The organism is Deltaproteobacteria bacterium (genome assembly GCA_016208165.1).
Classification (GTDB): Bacteria; Desulfobacterota; Desulfarculia; order JACQYL01; family JACQYL01; genus JACQYL01.
In genome coordinates this window covers 58025-76081 of the sequence record JACQYL010000041.1, presented here as the reverse complement: position 1 = coordinate 76081, position 18057 = coordinate 58025, and the positions used below count along the sequence as shown (strand labels likewise).

Sequence of the window (18057 nt, the reverse complement as noted above, 5' to 3'; positions counted from 1 at the left end):
CCCGGAGAAAACCCGCGGTTCACCCCCACACGCGTGGGGACGACCAAATCAGATGAGATTGAGTGCCGCGGGGAAGCGGTTCACCCCCACACGCGTGGGGACGACAGGAAAAGAAAATCCTGACTCCTCTCGAATTGCGGTTCACCCCCACACGCGTGGGGACGACGCCTTCTGGGCATTTGCGGGTACGGCATCGCTAGGTTCACCCCCACACGCGTGGGGACGACTATCGCGGCCTCGCCGGTCTGTTCTCCCGCGTCGGTTCACCCCCACACGCGTGGGGACGACCTCGGCGAACGGGGTCCCCTCGAGTTCGATTTCGGTTCACCCCCACACGCGTGGGGACGACATGGGTTGGGGAAAACCGGCCCGAGGTAATCGCGGTTCACCCCCACATGCGTGGGGACGACACTAAAAAAAAGCCCGTACTTACGGCATCCGAACGAGAAAAAGCCCTTCGAAGTCTTCTATGGACCGCGCCGTTTTCCCCCAATTACGAATCCGAAACCCCTGTTCATTGTCGCTCGAATGAACCATCACACAGCCACCCTCCCCGGCTTGCCCGCAGGCTTTATCCCAGAGTCTGTCGCGCACCCTGGCCGAAACCCTGCCCACGAATACCCCTGCCTTGGGTTCCAGAAACCACCGTGTCAATTCACCTCGCAACCCAGGCGGCACACGTTCAAGAATCATCACCACCATCATCAGACTCCGTTGTATCCGCTTCCAGTGGATGGACGCACCCGCCTTCCACCTCTCCCTCATCCGGATCCCACAATGAGCCCGGAGCGGCCGCGTCCCCGTCGAAAGGCGCACCGTCATCGGCCGTTCCTCGTTTTGGCAACATCAGGGCCGTCTGGATATCGGGAACAATCCTTGACAGAAGTCGGGTCGATGAAAATCCGTCGCGGCATGAGAGACGCACCCGTCGTTCCAGCCCCTCTTTGTCCTCGGCCGCCGCGCGAAACGCCGCCGGAATGGTAATTTCCGCCTTGTAGAGATCGGCGACATCATACACGAATGACAGCATCTTCCCGGTGTGGACGAAACCGAGCGCCGGCGAGAACCCGGCGGACACAATGGCCGCATGGCAGATGCCGTACAGACATGCGTTGGCGGCGGATAACGCCCGATTCACAGGGTCCGAACTGCTCCACTGGTCGCGTCGATAGCTTCGGCCCGACCAGGGAACACCGCTCTCCCGAGCGGCCCTGGCGTAGGCGTCCCGGACACGGACGCCTTCCATGCCGCGGATTTGCCGGATGGTCAGTCCCGAATCGAATTCCTCGGCAAACCGCAACTGGTACAGGCGGCGCACCACCTGCATGCGAAGATCCGCGTCGGCCCACGCCCGGGCCTGATGCAGGAAGTTCGCCGCGCTTCGCGTCTCGCCCATGCCCACCGCGTAGAACCGCACCCCCTCTTCCCCGCACCAGGCGACCAGGCACCCGTGGTCCGTTAGAACCGAAACGGCGGCGTGGGTGATCGAAACCCCTGGCCCCAGCATGAGCAGAGCGAGATTGGCGCAGGGAACGGGCACCTTGCCTGCCTCATCATGGACGGCGACGGCCCGGGCGTCCTGGTCGATACGGCAATGCTCCACATAGAGGTAACTCCACCCGTCACTGAACTTGGGCAGAACATGCAGGTCTTGAACTCTCATCTCGTATCCTCCGAGCGTGAGGCGCTGACCGGTGCAAGGGAGAGAAGGCCGAAACCGAAGGCTTTGCCGGGCCCGATACCACGGATGATCGTGTCCAGGAAGGCATTCGTGTCCGTGACCCGCAAAAGGCCGTCAAACAGAACAGCCAAGTGCGTAGTTGAGTGTCCACCCACTACATCTCTTTTGCGGCCTGTCTGCTTTCCTTCACAGGAGACCTTGACGCACGGCGCCAGCGGCGCTTGGCCGTTCATGCACTCGACTCTCTTCATGAGAAGATCGAAACCGCCGGGCACGCCCTTTTCCCTTCCCTGCCCCTTACGAATCAGCCAGTCGATTTGTTCCTCCTCACGTCTCAATTCGACTCGTTTTCCTTTCATGACGTCATCCTGTTTCGCGATCCGTTTGGTCGGATTGGCTCGCAAACGAAACGAAAGGACCTGTCCGTCTTGAATCCTCCGATATGCCGGCAGGATGTCCTTATATTCATATTCGGGCGTCTCTCCATCCGTGCACAGGTAATCATTCAGCCGATCGAGAAACGACCAGTTCGGTTCCATACGTGACTGAGCAAAGACCTTGACTGCACCCCGCCGATCATCAGCCTCCGCGCGGAAAAGGACGCCAAATTCATCACGCGCTTTCGACTTGGCATCCTCCGTGGCTTTCGGGAAGGCGCGCATCAGTGTGCGGTGCATTTCATAAGGATGCGCCATTTCGCTCATAACCTGCCGCGAGCGTGGGTTGAGGAGAAGGCGAGAGAGGTAAAGGCTCATGGGACCCTCCTACTAAGCACCTTTGTGTCGATCTCGATGTGCCTACACCGGCGGAAGTCGTAGAAGCGAAGTTGGTTTAGTCGAATGGAATCCTGCCGCTCATAGTCTCCATGCGGACACTCAAGCCAGGCCTGGAGTTTCGGCGCATCAATGGCGCTCTCCAGAGCCTGACGCTGTTTGCGGGACCGGGGGGCGGCCCACGGAACCTGGTGAAGAGCATGCTCCAAGTTTTGGTACTCGTCTGTCAGCCGATCAAAGATGGGACGCGAAGGCACACAGGCCTTGCGGCCGAGGTATAGCGGCCACTTGGGGTTTTGCAGACGCTCTTTGAGATGACCAAGAAGATCGCGGTTCCCGGGCCGATGTTCTGGTTTCACAGCCAACGCGACCAGAAATGCCGCATCGTGGAGGTAGTCGCGGAATGAAACGATTGTGCTCTCACCATGTTCTTGCGCCTTCGCGAGGCTTTTGGCTGTGCCGCCGCTACGTTTAAAACCACCGGCAGCCGTGCGATGATAGCCGGTCACAGTATGATAATCCGTCAAGAACACACCGGGGCGATCGACACGAACACCGAAAAGTAGGTCGCGGTCTAGCCTTTCCAAAGCAGGATCATCGCGACTCAGCCCCATGGCACAACCTATCAGGCCGATCACGCCCGATTTTGTCGGCTCGGGTCCCGTATCGCGCACATCCCAGCGGGAACGCGTGCCCCAGGACTGCATGGGGCCTTCCAACCAAAGGAGCAGGACAGGGTCAGCCATGCCGAACCTCCGCCTCTACCGTATCAAGAATGGTCTTCAGGCTTTCCGAAGATGAGACTTCAAGGATTTTCACATCGTCGTTTTTTGCCAACAGCAGGCGCTTGCGCGCTTCCAGACCGTACATTTTTGTAAGCGTTTCGCACTCCTGCTTCCGGGCATTAGCTGACTCTGTTTCGAGGCCGTCTCTCACTTTCGGGTTCACCGGATTGCAGAAAGCATTAGCGTAACTGACGGGAAGGTTTTTATCGCGAATCTCGATCCAGACAAGACTCGGCGGCTGGTGCGCGGCGAATGAGTTCTGCTTGCCGCTTGGCGTGACACGGCATGCCGTTTCGATCAGCGCCCGAATGGCTTCCCCGGCTGTTGCGCGGGCATTCTTCTCATCCTCGCAGTTGACCGACCGCTTAAACGCCTTGCCGGTGAGATTATCCACCAGTCCTTCGACGTGGACGTTGAAGTATTTGTAGTAGCAGGCGGAATTAAACTCCACGTCGCCGATCATGTCGGCGCCGCCGCCCGCTTCGTCATCCGCTGCGCGCTCAAGGTCGTCTACGGCGGTGTAATAATCGAACTCGTGATCGATCTTGTGTGTGCTGATCGCATGGGCGAATTGGCTGGAGGCTTCGACATCGACAAATGCCTCGCTCGTGACCATGCGACCGAACAGGGCCAGATCAATCGTTATTGGACGATAACCAAGAGAATGTAGGTCTTTCTCCATCACCATCCGCTTGTCGGTGTTGCTGACTCTCTTGACTACCCGGTTCAGACCCGTATCCTTTTCCTTTTGTATTAAGTCAGCCAGGTAATCTGCGACAATCTCAAGGTCGCGAAGGGTGAGAAACATGGTTTGCTTGGTTTTGTTTTTTTTCTGCACATCGCTGGTTCCCTCGACGGAAGATTCGGGTGTTTCTGTAACCTGCTGCTCCTCGCTTCCATCGTCCCCGGTTTCTTGCTTCTGGTCTTTGACCTTGGCTCCAAGTTTGGCGGCAACGGCGGCAGCCTGATAAGCCAGACTTTTGTCAATCTCCTTGGCCAGCAGAATGTCCTTTACGATTTCGGGCATGGCTCTGGTGCGCACTGCAAGCTGATAAGCAAGGTTCTCTTCAATACCGTGCTTTTGCATCGCTTCGAGTATCTTCGGGCTGATCCGGTTTATGGGTTCAGACCGGAACAGATCGCGAAACGTCGCGCTCTTGCGGATACTTCGTTTTAGACATTGGCTAGAGATGCGCGCGCGTTTGTAGCCGCCGAAAACAGCTTCCTTCGGGCTTCCTGTGTCGTCTCGGTTGAGATTACTCGGGGCGTGGTTTTGCAGCATGTGGACTTCTATGAGCATGGCGATTACTCCTTTTATTCTGATGTTATTATGGCGTCCTCGGGACGCTCATTGCCAAAGAAACTGCGAGCCCATCTTTTTTGAACGCGCTTCTCTGGATGATTCCAAAACTTGAGGTCGGTGAGCAGCATTGGCCAGTCAACTCCGTGGGTCTGGGCCTTGTTCGCCGCGTAACGCACCATCTGCCGGAGTCTGTAGGGCAGGTCACCGTCGCCGGTCCAAGGGTCGTAATCGGCGTCGAGAAGGATGTGGAACCGTCGTTCGATGGACTTACTATCGGTTCCAGCAATGGCACGTTTCCAAGTCAGGCCGAAGTTACCTTTGATGCAGTGATGACCGGTTTTGATGTCGGCGGTTTTGTATTGAGCAAGCAGGCTAGCGACAAGAAACGAGGTAGCTTCGCTGGCAACGCCGTGAATGAGACCGACCAGCCACGGGCACCGCCCCTCGACGGGATCCCGTTCACCGCATCCGCGCCGCAGCATTGCAAGTTCACCGGTGTCGAGCCTCTCGATACGTTCGATGAATTCTCCTTCGGGGGTCTTTTCGCTTGTTGTCATAAGAGCACCTTCCTGAAGTTATTGTTGAGCCGGGTTCGTGCGCGAACCCGACGTTCGAGGGCATCACTATCCGCGTCCATGTCTTCTGCGAGTACTTCGAACTGCTCGATGGCAAGTCTGCGTATCGACTTGCGCCAATCCCTGGCGGTCGTTGCGATGAGTGACGGATCGTCAGGCGCATTGGGATCCAGCGCGGCAAAAGCTTTCATCAGTGGATGGAAACTGAATTCGAGGTGCTGCCAATAGGCTCGCTCACAGCGGTCAGCCAAATTGCGTATTGACCGTTTGTCCCATGCTTTGCGTTTTCCCGGTGGCTTGCGTTCCTCTCTCTCAAACTCAGGCGCCAGTGCGAGAATAGCGAAGCGTAACCACCTCGCGGCAGAATCTGCCAATTCAAGCTCGCGGTGAACCAGACTCCCAAGTCGTGTGGACCGTCCCAAGTTGGACGGCATCGACCAAGCGGATTTCGCCCACTCGAAGACCTTCATTTTCATGTCCGTACGCATCCCGTAGATCTGAATCACGAGCCGTTCACCGACATCGGTAAGCGCAAACGCCTGCTCAACAACATCCGGACGCCGAAATGAAACTTTTGTCTTATCCCGGCCATGTTCGAGCTCATTGAGCAACAAGAGCGGACCCGCATCGCGCCACAACGGTCGGTTTTCTCGCATCCGGATTGGCGTGACTTTGTCTTTGTCATACCGGTAGCCAAGACCCGCATCAATCCAGGTCAGGCCCGTGCTATCGCCTTTTTCAAACTTCATTTCTCGCACACTGACGCTGGTGTCATTGCCGAGTTCAGGGACTAACTGAATTTGACGTGGACGCCATGTCAGCGCTTCAACCGTCGTTGCTTGCGAACGTTCTTCCCCCGGAGAGCGCTTGCTTCGCCAAGCAGTCACGCCATCGCCACTGTCCTGATTGCGAAGCGGAATGTTGAGTACGATAGTTTCGAACAGGTTTTTCCCCATTGGCAAGGCGTATATTGCAGGCGCTCCATTAATCGACGGACTCAATCCTGCTCCTCCTGCTGTCATAAAAGGGGCGATTGTCGTGAGCAGTCGAACGGCAACCTGGCAAGGAACTATCAAATCATCTTCATGCTCGTGGTGCCAATGATTCACATTTGTTCCGCTCGGCGCAACCGGAAACATGCCTGCGAGGGGTTTGGTCTTCGCCTTGTCCATTTTCGTTTGGAGAAACGGGCGTTCGGGATGGAACAAGTCAAAGACGTCGCCGCATTCCTTGATGTAGTTCTCGATCAAGCGCGAATCGAAGCGATCGCCATCCATGAACGCCTTCAGATCAAGCGGATCCTCGGGTCGACGGTTGGCCAGTATCAAAGCATCAAGGACGAAGGCAACCAGCAATCGGTACAACCCAAATTCAATAATTGGCGCAGGGTCTCGGACTTCGCGCAACTCGTGAGCCTGTTCCAGGCAGGACAGGATCCCCAGCTCATCGCGCGAACCGTCCAGGCGGATCACAGGAATCCAGGGCTCTGTCAGCACGTTAAAGAAGGGACGGTTCATTGTACTCTCCCGGCCAGGAGGCCCAATTCTTTGTTATAAACCACTTCATAACGGTTCCCCTTTTCGTCGATGCCCTGCCACAATCCATAATCGGCTACAGGCAATAGTGTAAGACCTCGCAGTTTCCCTTTCGCATCCACAGCGGCACTGTAACCAGGCGCAGGGCTATGGATTGGAAGATGGACGGGCAATTTTAGCGACCGCCGGTACAGCGCACGCACTTCCTTCATTCGCAAATCTCCCGTTTCCAAGTGTTTAAGTTGTTCTTCTTCGACAAGGACGGTGGTACGGTCATTGGCTCCGAGCCTTGTTTTTGCGCGCCAGCCATTGCCGTCATCGCTGTCGTCACCCGTGGGATCATTGTTGACAGGCCGAAATAACCGTTTGCTGGGGTCGCACAGAGCGAATTGTCTGCCCTGATTGTGAAGGAATTGGGTTTCCGTGTCCCAATCCAGATCCGCTTTTCTAATTGCCTCCCACGTTACCACGCTTTGCTCCCATTCGTAGGACCCGTAGCATCGCTCGATCAGTATCCTGAAATCGTTCGGGAGATGCACTTCGCATCGGCCGGCAAGAATAGCCAGCGTTCTCAGAAGGGGTTTGTCGGCATATACATAGCCAGTTCCACCGAAAGACAAGGTTTTCTTTTTCGGTAGAAGCACATGCAAAGTAGGATCGTACTCACGCCTTCCGTGTCGGTGAAGGCGACCGCTACGCTGAAGTAGAAGATCGATTGGGGCGATCTCGCTGACCATGTAGTCAAAATCCACATCGAGGCTTTGCTCAACCACCTGAGTGGCAACGAGAACGAACTTCGAAGGGCGGCGACTCGAATTCTTGCCAAATTTGGCCAGCACCTCGTCGGTAAGATGCTCCCGGTCGGCGGCGGCAAAGCGTGCATGGAAAAGCAACTTTTCCTCTTTGTAAAGCTCCAGTTCCGTGTAAACCGCCTGAGCCTGTTTGACTGTGTTGAGGATGACGCAGCAGCATCCGCCGTCCTTCACCAGTTCCGCCGCCTTCTCCGCCGTTTTCTTGGCGTCGCCAAGCAGTCCGGAGTGAGTCTCGATCTTCAGCGTTCTGCTTGATGAGGCGTTCGCTTTAATCGTCCATGCTTTCTTTCCGGGCTCCGCCACTGTGATGAGCGGATACGAAGCATCAGGCCCGGGGTCTCCCTTTGCCCCGTAGGCTTCGATCATTTCCGCCCGCTGCTTTGCTGAAAGCGTCGCCGAGAGAAGGACCACCGGAATCTTCAGGCACGCGCACCACTGGAGCAGCCGGGAGATGATAGCGCTCATGTAGGCATCGTACGCATGAACCTCATCTATGACCAACACCCGATCGGCGAGCCCGTAGAGCCGTAGGAAGCCGAACTTGACGTTCATCCCCGCGAGCATCGCCTGATCCACTGTTCCCACGCCATGCGCGGCGAGCATCGCGCGGCGGGTCGGCCTGAACCACGCGGCTGCAAGTGACCGGTCGTCCCCCGGCTCCCCAACTTCTGATGGTTTCTCCGGCTCCTTTTCGTCCCGCAGCCAGGCCATGCCATGGACCAGTTTGGTATCACCTCCGCGCCCCACTCTTTTGAGGTAGTCATCGCGGTACCGCCTATATAAGGAATCGCTCGTCGCCATGGTAGGCAAAGCCATATACATGCCGTTATAGCCATTATCGCGCCACTTCTCGGCCAGAATCCAGGCGGCTTCCGTCTTGCCCTCGCCCATGGGGGCCTCGATAATGACGAGTCCCGGCGGAATGTCCCTGTCCAGCAGCGTTTGCTGAATGGGCCGCGCAATCTCCACAATGCACGCTGCCTTGCCAGCCTGCCGGTCCCGCTCAAGGCCAAGTCTCCTTACCCAATCTTGCGCCAATTTTCGCGCAGTGGTGAAGTAGTCTTCCGGGTCGTCGACATCCCTAAGACGGGCGTCCCCGAAGAACCCCTCGTTGCTCGCAATCCAGTCACAAAGCACGATGTGCCCGGCGAAGCGCATTCCGAAGGCACTGAGGTCTGACGGGCTTTTGCTGGGAAACGCATTGAGACCGAGCACCTGCCGCAACATCCGGCAGAGCTGATTTTGCGCGTCAGCGTATGCCTGTCCAACAGGGCGAGCGGTTTCATACCAGTAGCCATGATGCGCCAACACGGTACGAGCGACTGCGTCAGCCACAAGGGGGTCGAGCCCTCCCTCAATCAGCTTGTGCTTGATAAACATGGCGGAGATGCGCTCATGTCGGCACGGGGCGTCCCCCGTAACCGGATATCGGGCTTTTACAAGCTCATCTGAAAAATCTGGAATCTGATGTTGAAAACAGGAATCCGCCTTGCCTATATCGTGAAGCCCCACCAAAAGCGCTGTCTCTTCGACTCCCCAGCCGAAGTTGTTGACGGGGGGTGGTAACGCCGTGGAGACCGCCGAAGCATCGAGCAGGTGCTTCCACAATGGATGCCGTGGCTTGCTCTTCGCCCATAGGAGTTTGTAATCCGCCGTATGTACGCTCGAGATGCTCATCCTGTCTGTCATGTTTAACACCTCACATGTTTAATGCTGTGAGCACCAAGCACCGGAAAGTGTGGGGCCGGCGCAATGGGCTCAAAGGAAGTCCGCCGCGGCGACAACATCGATCATGTAGCATATGGCCGAATGGGTACCCTCTTCTGAGAGAAGCTTAAAGGAGATCGCCCATCTCCACTCGTTGTGAGGAGACAGAACCATTGCAGCAACCGGATACTGGGACCTTATCCTCTCCCGCCCGGGGGGCGAGAGTCGAGGTGTGGGGGCGTACATGGATCGACGCCCATGATGAGTGGGGTTATAATGTGGCCTTGGAATGACTTGTATTATAGCAAAATCCGGGCCATTCAGATATGCTTTTTTAACCCATTGATATATAACGATATTATAAAATAGCGCTTTCGAGCCCATCGCCGGACTGCTCAATTTCTGCGCAACACGAAGGGCCGGCTCTCCGTGCCTTGGTTCGATTTCACCTGTCCGTGCTGCTTTAGGCCCCGATTTCCCTGATATCCTAACGCATTTCAATTAAAGATGATTGCGGTCCGAGGCTCGGGTGGAATAGAATAAAACTGATGTATGGATGACATTCAACCAAACGAACCCATGCGTTCCGCCGGGACAGGCCTTGAGGAATCGTCCCGGCGATCGACACGCGCGAGGAGGGCCGCCTGTATGAGAAGAATCGTTCCGTGGGCCGTGTGTGTGTTCTGCGCGATGGTGTGGATGCCCTTCCCGGCATGGGCCGAGGTGTTGGACGGCATTTGGAAGGACGCGCCCAAGGATGGGACCGGAGAACGGTATGCCGTGTACCTGCAGACCTACGATACGGGTTCGGCCGTGGCCGTTCTGCTGGACAACTCCGGCGGGCAACAACGGTTGTATGCGTTTCTGGATTCCGACTTCACCGATGGATTCGAGGCGGACGAACTCGGGGGCGCGAATGCCCACCTGTCCATGTCCTTTGGAGACCAGGGCGCCGGCACACCCGGGGCCGGCATCCGGATAGGGGAAATCACGGAAACCGTGAGCCTGTACCGATGGTTCGAGGCGGACCCAGGCGGGACATCGGGTAACCCCGCGGACGGCATCTACAAGAACGAGCCCGCGCCCCAGGATGCATCGGTGAACCTGTTCCTGCAGACCTACCCCAACGAAGGGTCGGCCGTGGCGATTTTCACCTCCAGCGGAGGCGTCGAGTACTATGCCTTCCTGCAGTCCGACTATGCGGGCGGCTTCGATGTGGACGACCTGCTCGGAGGGGGCCGGCATTTCCAGGCAGCGATTTCGGCCCCGGGGGGTTCATCCTTTACGATCACCGCGCCCTCCAGTCAGGACACAGGCCTCTTGCATAAATGGTTCCAGGCTCCAATGCCCGCCGCCGACTACGAACTTCAGGGCGTGCTTTTGTTCAACGGCGCGCCCATGTCCGGTATAACGGCGGAGACTCCCACGTTTTTTGTGGTGAACGATGTGACCGGTAAAACGGCCGGGAACTTTATCGCAGAGTACGATCCGTCCAGCGCGGCGTATGAATTGAGGAACATGCCGTCCGTGGCCGGCATTTCGGTGAACTTCCACGTGACGGGAACCGAAGCCACGCTGCCGGGCAATTACACCTTCTACAAAAGCGTGGACATTGCGAGCCTGACCGAAGGGGAGCGGCTGGATTACGATCTGGACGCGTACCGGATCCTGCACCTGCTGACTCCGTACGACAACAGTCAGATCGCGCCCGGGTCCTACCTCACGGAATATCCCGAGTATCCCACGCCCGTGGCCTTCCAGTGGGAGGCGATCCCCGGCGCCGAATTCTATTCGATCCGGATCGCCCGCTACCGGGACGCGTCGCATCCCGAGGGGTTCGGTCTTATCGAAACCATTGTATACGAGGATGTTCAAGGCACGAGTTACCAGGCCGATCTGGAACGAAAACGCCATCGCGGGGTTCTACGCCTTCAGGGCGGCTTTGCCCTAGTGTCGAGTTGCCAAAATCCTGTTAGTTTTTTCAGCTGAGGGAAACTTTAAAAATCCCGCACAGGCGGGATTCAGGCTCCCTTCAAATTCTCCATGCGTTGCCTCACCGCCTGGGCGGAGCGGGTGAATCGCTCGAATAAGATCGGACTTCGCCGGTATCGTGCGAATGGTGTCAAATGGATTTAAGGCATTTAACACTAGTGACTTTGTAAGCCGGCGGACCTGCCGTCGGGGCGAGCCATTCCGGGGGAATCCCGACGCGGTGCGATTCCCCCGGAGTCTATACGCAGCGAATGAATCGTCCTTCCAAATCAGCCGGGAACCTGCACGGCGCCTTTATCGATCAATAGTTCCATCACCCAGCGGGCGGCGGTTCCCACGGTGTCCACGCATTTTTTGGGATCCGTGTGGGCTCCCGCATCTTCGAATTTCTTGAACTCCTCCATGTCCTCGATATAGTAATACCGGTTGAAGTGCTGCTGCTGGATGGCGGCGCACATGACCGTACCGTAGCGCTCGACGTACTTATTGTACAGTTCTCGCGCAATGGCCTGAGCGGTAAAAAGCGGTGGGATATTCTCCTCCATCTTCAGCTCGGTGTACGACATCTTTTCCCAGGGTCTGCCGAAGAAGAAGTCCAGGGCCATCACACCGCCCGACAGCCCGCCGCAACTTCCGAGCCCCTGGAAAGCCACGCCCGCGCACAACGAAGTGGAAGCTTTCACCAGGTCATCCGACAGGCCCACGATTTCGTGAATGGCGGCAACCGTGCATTGGGAACAGCTATACGAGTTAATCTCGAAGTCTCTCCCCATTTCATACGCTTTATTGATGAGTTGCTCGCGGGTAAGACCTTGATACTTCGGTTTTACCAACATTAGTCGGCCTCCTCTCAAGAAGTGAAACGTTTGTTGAATGAGCTTCTTCCTCTGAAGACGGCAACCTAAAACGGGTTGCCGTAACCCCGGCGTATGGTGCGCAACCTCCTTTCTTTTCGTTGTGTTATTTGGAGGAGTTCGTCAACGTGCACGGATCCCTTTTCCCTCAGGAGTCCCATTTCTTGACCATCAGCATGGCGCTGGGATGGTCCTTGAGGCCTTCCAAAGGCCGCTTGCCGTTGTGTTCGAACACGGCGTACGGTATTTCCACCCGAACCGAGAACCCCGCTTTTCGGAACACGTGTTGAGAGATGAGATTCGTGGCCTCGACGACCCCCTCTTTGTATCCCCTGCGTCGGGCCGACCGCTCGCACAGGTCAACGAGATGTTGAGCGATGCGCCTTCCCTGGTATCGGGGCGATACGGCCAGGAAGAAGAAGTGGGCATAGATATTGGGCTCCAATACCCGGCCGTGAAAGTACCGGCGATTCAGCTCCTCGAGAGGGGCGCCGCCCGGCGCCATCCGCTCGGCTCCTTCGTGGGTCCTGGCCCCAGGAGGGCGTTCGGCGCCCGGATCCTCGTTCAACAGGGCTCCGATCATTTCTCGAGTTTCCCGATCGCGGGCCACAACGGACAGACCTTCTTCCTGAAATTTCGGGGCGAGCAACCTCACGAATCGGGTAAAATCCCCGGCGGAAACCTCCAAATATCGAGTGACCGGCGATCCGGCGGAAAACACCGAGCCCACCAGGCGAGCCGCCTCGTCGAGTTCGTCCGGATCGAGAATCGAGTACGCAATGCCGCTTTTTTCCAGAAGCACCGTGGCCAATTTCTCCCTCACAGTCGGCGCAAGCCTATTTCGTGGCCGGGTCCCTTCGAGGCAAGGTGTGGTTGCCCCCGGTCCAGGTTTTCATCAACCGATACGTCCCGTTTGGGATGCCTATAATAGCCACGGGCGCCCGGCCGGGCCGGGTAAACGAGATTTCCCCGGTTACGGCTTTGAAGTCATGGGTCTCCGCCAGCGCCTTTGCCACGGCCTTGGGCTCGGTGGTTTTGGCCCGGTTGACGGCGTCGGCCAGGAGATTCACGGCGTCGTATCCGAGAGCGGCGAAGGCGTTTTCCGGAGCCTTCCCGTATTCTTTCTCGTAGGCGTCCACAAAAGCCGTCACTTCCGGTCTGTTCGATCCGCGATAGTCGTGAGTGGAGAAATAGACGCCGTCGGCCTCTTCCGGCTGTGGAAGCCGTTCGATCAGATCGGCGTCAAAACCGTCTCCGCTGAGTATGGGAAGCCGGATTCCCGCCTTCCTGACCTGACCTACCGTGGGAACCGCATCGGACGGAAGTCCGGAGATGAAGAGGACGTCCGGCCGGGGGGAGCTTTTCTTCAGGCTTTGGATGAAGGCGGAGAAGTCTGTTTGACCGGCGTCGAAGGATCGATCCTCCAGCACGTTGCCGCCGAGCGATCGATAACGTTCCTTGAAGAACTTCGACAAAATCTTGGTGAACCGCGAAGAGCCGTTGGTCCATATCGCCGCGTTCCGGGTCCCGAGGGTCGCGTAAGCGAATTCCGCCATGGCGCGAGCCTGATCGTCGTCGCCGAAGGAGACCATGAACAGGCAGGGACCGATCTCCTCCGGCAGGAAAGGATCCGTGGCTCCCGAGGTCAGGAATGGGATGCCGTGCTGTTGGAACACAGGGCCGGCGGCGAGGACGGAGTCGGTATCGCCGTATCCCAACCCTGCCGCAACACCCATGGAGACGAGCTGTTCGGCCGCCTTGGACGCCTCTTTCATATCGGTCTTGGTGTCGACGACGATCAGCTCGAGGGTTTTTCCGTCGAGCAACCCTCCTTTTTCGTCGATCCGTTTGGCGGCGAGCCGCGATCCGCGAGACGCCGGGAGGTCAATGGGAGCCATATCCCCTGTGATGTTATAGAGAGCCCCTATTTTAATCGCCGGTTGTTCCGCGTTGCACACGATTGACGAGCCGATCGTCATTATGCACAGCAGTAGTGTTGGAAGCGATTTCATGTTTTTATCCAAATTCCTTAAATCATTGTTCCAATATCACGTCCATTGGTGCGGTTGCCGGTGAAATTCCGCATACCGCAAGCAATAATGTCTTCCGCATTCCCTCCATTTTTTTGGCTAAACAATACAATCCGAATAAGTATCGGCCGGAAGGCTACCCTCGACACGCATAAACATCATTCTACTCCTTTCTTTCTTAGTTGAAAAGGACGGGTGTACGGGAAACGACAATCCGGTCACTACGACACAAGTGGAGACGTCCGCACCATAATAGTCCGGCATTATTATGTGCAGAACAGGCCGTTGAAAAACGCGATCTGCGGTCACGCCAACGGCGTGACGCTTCATCCCTCGTCACTGCGACGTACTCTATGTACGCCTCACTCCTCGGGATTTGCGCGCCTTGCATCTCATCGTTTTTCAACGGGCTTATGTGTGTTCAGCCCTCGTCCGCGTATACCATTTGTACGGAATTGCGATCATCGAGGGTCTGACGGACGACCTTGGAAAGGGTGCGAACGCCCACCGGCTTGTTGAGGAAGGATCGGATACCGACGCCCTTGGCCTTTTCCACCACCGATCCGTCACTGAATCCCGTGCATAGGATGATGGGAATATCCGAACGGATCCGCGTCAGCTCCTGGGCCAATTGGAGACCGCTCAGTTTGGGCATGGTCAGATCCGTTATGACAAGATCGAATTGCGTCGGTTTGGCTTTGAACAGATTCAGCGCATTGGTACTGCTCGTCTCGGCTGTTACCTGATAGCCGAGACGAGCCAACATTTCTTTTGCGATTTTCGACAGATCCGCTTCATCGTCCACAAACAATATCCGTTCATTGCCCGACGCCACGTGCGCGGACGTCCCCGCCCGGCGCCCTTCCTCGGCTTCGCTGCGGATACGAGGCAGGTACACGCTGAACGTGGTTCCAAAACCCGGTCGGCTGAAAACCGAGATGCCTCCGCCGTGGAGCTTCACGATTCCATGAACCACCGAAAGCCCAAGCCCCGTGCCTTCGCCGGCTTTCTTCGTCGTGGAATAGGGGACGAAAATCCGCTTCTGGATGTCGGGGTCCATGCCGTGACCCGTGTCCGTCACGGACAGCTTCAGATACGGCCCGGGCGTGATTCCATCGATGTGTCCCGCCGCTGTTTCATCCAGATGCACTTCGTTCAGTTCGAGTTCAAGAATTCCGCCGCTCTCTCTCATGGCGTGCGCTGCATTGGCGCAGAGGTTCATCAGGATCTGATGCATCTGGGTGGGATCGGCGGATACCTTTCCCGTCGGCCCGTGGATGGTTTGTCGGATTTCTATGGTAGATGGTATGGTCGCCCTCAGAAACTTAGCCGCCTCTTTTACGATGGAACTCAGTTGAACCGGCTCTATTTTCTGAGCCCTTTGACGGCTGAACGCGAGGATCTGTTCCACGAGTTCCTTGGCCCGATCCGCCGCCTTGATCAGTTCCCTCACCCTCGATAGGAGATTTGCGTCTTTTTTCGCATCGAACATTTCGATCATCTCGGCCTGGCCGATGATCACACCCAGGATGTTGTTGAAATCGTGGGCAATACCGCCTGCAAGCGTCCCTATGGCCTGCATTTTCTCCGCCTGCCTCAACTGGGCCTCGAGATTTTCCCTGGCTTCGTCGGCGCGCTTCCGATCGGTAACGTCGATCATGGACCCGACCATGAGTTCGGGTTTGGCTTGCTGGTCCCATTTGACCACCTTGCCGCGGTTGTGGATCCACCGGTATTCACCGGACCGGGTCCGGATACGATATTCATGGTCATAAACGGATGTTTCCCCTCGAAAATGCTCGATCAGGCCGGCTTCTATTCCCGGCAGCGCGGAACTATCCGTGATGGCTTTGACATCCGCCGACTTCAGGGGAGACTCTTTCAGTGCATAGCCCAGATCCGTTAAGATCCTGTCATCCAGTTTGAACTCATCCGTCTTGAGGTTCCATTCCCAGATGCGGGCGCCGCTGATGTCCACCGCCAAAGCCAATCGCTCTCTGCTCTGATGTAACACCTCCCTGGATCGTATCTCCTCCGTCGTATCCCGCACGAGACCCCGGAATCCGATCGGTTTCCCATTCGCGTCCCTCATCAAGGAAGAGGATCCTTCGACCACGCGTTTCGCGCCGTCCTTCCGGATAACTTCATAGGTATGATAGGCGGCCGGTTTGCCCGTACGATATACTTCCTTGAAGATCTCGAGCATTTCGTTTGCGTCCTCGGGATCGGTATACCTCCGGTTGTTCATGCCGATCATTTCCTCCTCGCCGTACCCCAGAAGTCTGCAGGCCGCAGGATTTACAAAGGTAAAGTTTCCGGCCAGATCCCCCTCGTAATACGCTTCCTCGATATTTTCCAAGATGCTTCGATACTTCTCTTCACTTTCACGCAATGCGTGCTCCGTCCTTTCCTTTTCAGCGATCCTTTTCGATAGCTCACACGTTCGCTCTTCAACGCGCCGCTCCAGCTCGTCGCGGGCTTTACGCAATTCCACTTCACTCTGTTTGATTCGGTCAATGTCGTAGGTCCAGAAAAGCACACAATCCTCGCCGTCCACCTGAATGGACTCCCAGGAATGAAGGCACCAGAAAGCGGATCCATCGGTCCTTCGGGCCCTGGCTTCCGTACTGTGAACGCGACCCTCTTTCTTCAACACCTCCAGACACTGCTTCCGTTGATCCTCGTCCCACCAGAATCTCCTGGCGTCGCTTCCTATCAGCCCCTCGACGGTGCTGCCGAACAGTCGCGCGTTCTGCGAATTGGAGAAAACGATCCGCGCGTCATTCATGCTGCAGATTCCGACTCCGATGGGACTCGACTCAAGTATGCTTCGAAGCTGTTTCTCGGAGGCCGCCAGGGCCTCGGCGGCTTGTTTGCGCTCCTGTATCTCCTCTGACAGAGAGACATGAAATCGTCCGAGCTTTCGCTCTATCCGACTTACCAGGATGTAGAAGAAACCGATCAGAGTGATTCCAAGCGCCAGACCGAACGAAATGAGCAGCATCCGCAACCCGTCATGCAGCATTCTCTCTTTCGTGACGTTCCGGAGAACGGCGATGTCGCCTACGATGCGCCCCCCGGCGTCCAGCAGAGGCACAAACCCTCCCCGGTAGGTCAGATCGCCGCTCTTCAGCTCCGAGAGTTCCTCCCCGAGGCCATGTCCGGGATGGTCGAGGGCCGCCACTAGTTCAGGTCGAAGGTCTTTGGAATCGCGCCCGACGACGACGCGGTCGCTTAGTAAATCCCATTGCCCATCGCGCTGAAGCGCCGTCAGCCCTTCCCGCCATTTCCCCCGATCCAGAAAGCGTTTGTTCACCATGAAGAACAGCTCCGCCCCAAGGATTTTGGACAACGCCGGCGTCAAGTGTTCGATTTCTTCGCCGAGTTCGATGAAACCCTCCGGCCCTCCGTCCACCGACCATGGGTGCACCACTCGAAGGGTGAAGGTACCAAGCGGTCCCAACTCGATGCCATAATTCGGTCGATTCGTCGCGCGCGCCTCGTTCAGGGTAAATCTCGAAATGGTATCCCCATACCAGGGAGGATTGTGCACGCGCAGAAAGCAGACTTCGTCCGCTTGGATGAAATAGAAGTGAGTTACCCGATACTTGGAACGCATGTCTTCCAAGAGGGACGTTGCATAGTGAAGGAGCAGTTCCCGATCCTTGTTCCTCCAAGCTGTCCGGAGGTTCTCGTTCCGCGCCAAGCCGTCGATGAGCCCGCTCAGCAGCCGCGCATCATGGTCCAACTCCTGCTCGAACAGCCCCTGAACCGCCTTCAGCCGATCCTTCATCTCCTCGTCGATGAGCATTCCGGAGAGCCGGTCGATGGAAATGATGGAAATGCCGATCAATACCAGCAGCACTACGGCCAGCGGAACAAGGATGCGAGACTTGATCTTTTCCGGACCTTTCTTCATCGGACCTCCAAAAACGTTCGGACGCCACGCGGGACACCGGCGCCGGTCCGCGCCTCGGCGGTAGACTGCTCTGACCGCGGACAGAAATCCA

The 18057-nt window shown here is 56.9% G+C and carries 13 protein-coding genes; 1 reads left to right on the top strand and 12 read right to left on the bottom strand.

Translation table 11 applies throughout. The annotated features are described in order from the left end of the window. Positions 1–429 precede the first annotated feature (429 nt). From cas2e to cas3, 8 genes are read right to left on the bottom strand one after another with little or no spacing between them, the layout of a single operon-like run. Complete coding sequence (gene cas2e, locus HY788_08955) at positions 430–702, bottom strand: type I-E CRISPR-associated endoribonuclease Cas2 (protein MBI4774293.1); 273 nt, start codon at positions 700–702, stop codon at positions 430–432. Further along, the gene (gene cas1e, locus HY788_08950) at positions 683–1663 is read right to left on the bottom strand and encodes a type I-E CRISPR-associated endonuclease Cas1 (protein ID MBI4774292.1); all 981 of its coding nucleotides are present in this window, start codon (positions 1661–1663) and stop codon (positions 683–685) included. The genes cas2e and cas1e overlap by 20 nt, the downstream gene beginning before the upstream one ends. Further along, complete coding sequence (cas6e, locus tag HY788_08945; GenBank protein MBI4774291.1) at positions 1660–2436, bottom strand: type I-E CRISPR-associated protein Cas6/Cse3/CasE; 777 nt, start codon at positions 2434–2436, stop codon at positions 1660–1662. The genes cas1e and cas6e overlap by 4 nt, the downstream gene beginning before the upstream one ends. Continuing rightward, a complete protein-coding gene (cas5e, locus tag HY788_08940) occupies positions 2433–3200 on the bottom strand; it encodes a type I-E CRISPR-associated protein Cas5/CasD (GenBank protein MBI4774290.1) in 768 nt (255 codons plus the stop codon). Before cas5e ends, cas6e begins: the two co-directional genes overlap by 4 nt. After that, positions 3193–4539: a type I-E CRISPR-associated protein Cas7/Cse4/CasC gene (cas7e, locus tag HY788_08935; GenBank protein MBI4774289.1), complete on the bottom strand. Its 1347-nt coding sequence runs from the start codon at positions 4537–4539 to the stop codon at positions 3193–3195. The genes cas5e and cas7e overlap by 8 nt, the downstream gene beginning before the upstream one ends. Before the next feature lie 14 nt (positions 4540–4553). After that, complete coding sequence (gene casB / locus HY788_08930; GenBank protein ID MBI4774288.1) at positions 4554–5099, bottom strand: type I-E CRISPR-associated protein Cse2/CasB; 546 nt, start codon at positions 5097–5099, stop codon at positions 4554–4556. Next, on the bottom strand, positions 5096–6634 hold the full coding sequence (gene casA / locus HY788_08925; GenBank protein ID MBI4774287.1) for a type I-E CRISPR-associated protein Cse1/CasA: 1539 nt from the start codon (positions 6632–6634) through the stop codon (positions 5096–5098). The genes casB and casA overlap by 4 nt, the downstream gene beginning before the upstream one ends. Continuing rightward, entirely contained in the window at positions 6631–9153 is a 2523-nt protein-coding gene (gene cas3 / locus HY788_08920; protein MBI4774286.1) for a CRISPR-associated helicase Cas3', read from the bottom strand. The genes casA and cas3 overlap by 4 nt, the downstream gene beginning before the upstream one ends. 666 nt (positions 9154–9819) lie before the next feature. Between cas3 and HY788_08915 the strand changes: the two genes are divergently transcribed. Next, positions 9820–11160 (top strand): hypothetical protein, encoded by a 1341-nt coding sequence (locus tag HY788_08915; protein MBI4774285.1) that lies wholly within the window; start codon positions 9820–9822, stop codon positions 11158–11160. A gap of 272 nt (positions 11161–11432) precedes the next feature. Here the strand turns inward: HY788_08915 and HY788_08910 are convergent, their stop codons facing one another. From HY788_08910 to HY788_08895, 4 genes are all read right to left on the bottom strand, one after another. Next, entirely contained in the window at positions 11433–11999 is a 567-nt protein-coding gene (locus tag HY788_08910) for a C_GCAxxG_C_C family protein (protein ID MBI4774284.1), read from the bottom strand. 166 nt (positions 12000–12165) lie between these two features. Beyond that, complete coding sequence (locus HY788_08905) at positions 12166–12840, bottom strand: GNAT family N-acetyltransferase (GenBank protein MBI4774283.1); 675 nt, start codon at positions 12838–12840, stop codon at positions 12166–12168. A 13-nt stretch (positions 12841–12853) separates the two neighbouring features. Further along, positions 12854–14029: an ABC transporter substrate-binding protein gene (locus HY788_08900; GenBank protein ID MBI4774282.1), complete on the bottom strand. Its 1176-nt coding sequence runs from the start codon at positions 14027–14029 to the stop codon at positions 12854–12856. Positions 14030–14468: 439 nt separating this feature from the next. Further along, entirely contained in the window at positions 14469–17966 is a 3498-nt protein-coding gene (locus HY788_08895) for a PAS domain S-box protein (GenBank protein MBI4774281.1), read from the bottom strand. Between the last annotated feature and the right edge of the window lie 91 nt (positions 17967–18057).

What these genes read in the sequence shown, in the direction of transcription:
- HY788_08900 (MBI4774282.1), bottom strand. Translation starts at nt 14,029, where the DNA reads ATGAAATCGCTTCCAACACTACTGCTGTGCATAATGACGATCGGCTCG.
- casA (MBI4774287.1), bottom strand. Translation starts at nt 6,634, where the DNA reads ATGAACCGTCCCTTCTTTAACGTGCTGACAGAGCCCTGGATTCCTGTG.
- casB (MBI4774288.1), bottom strand. Translation starts at nt 5,099, where the DNA reads ATGACAACAAGCGAAAAGACCCCCGAAGGAGAATTCATCGAACGTATC.
- cas2e (MBI4774293.1), bottom strand. Translation starts at nt 702, where the DNA reads ATGGTGGTGATGATTCTTGAACGTGTGCCGCCTGGGTTGCGAGGTGAA.
- HY788_08915 (MBI4774285.1), top strand. Translation starts at nt 9,820, where the DNA reads ATGAGAAGAATCGTTCCGTGGGCCGTGTGTGTGTTCTGCGCGATGGTG.
- cas3 (MBI4774286.1), bottom strand. Translation starts at nt 9,153, where the DNA reads ATGACAGACAGGATGAGCATCTCGAGCGTACATACGGCGGATTACAAA.
- HY788_08910 (MBI4774284.1), bottom strand. Translation starts at nt 11,999, where the DNA reads ATGTTGGTAAAACCGAAGTATCAAGGTCTTACCCGCGAGCAACTCATC.
- cas7e (MBI4774289.1), bottom strand. Translation starts at nt 4,539, where the DNA reads ATGCTCATAGAAGTCCACATGCTGCAAAACCACGCCCCGAGTAATCTC.
- cas1e (MBI4774292.1), bottom strand. Translation starts at nt 1,663, where the DNA reads ATGAGAGTTCAAGACCTGCATGTTCTGCCCAAGTTCAGTGACGGGTGG.
- cas6e (MBI4774291.1), bottom strand. Translation starts at nt 2,436, where the DNA reads ATGAGCCTTTACCTCTCTCGCCTTCTCCTCAACCCACGCTCGCGGCAG.
- HY788_08895 (MBI4774281.1), bottom strand. Translation starts at nt 17,966, where the DNA reads ATGAAGAAAGGTCCGGAAAAGATCAAGTCTCGCATCCTTGTTCCGCTG.
- cas5e (MBI4774290.1), bottom strand. Translation starts at nt 3,200, where the DNA reads ATGGCTGACCCTGTCCTGCTCCTTTGGTTGGAAGGCCCCATGCAGTCC.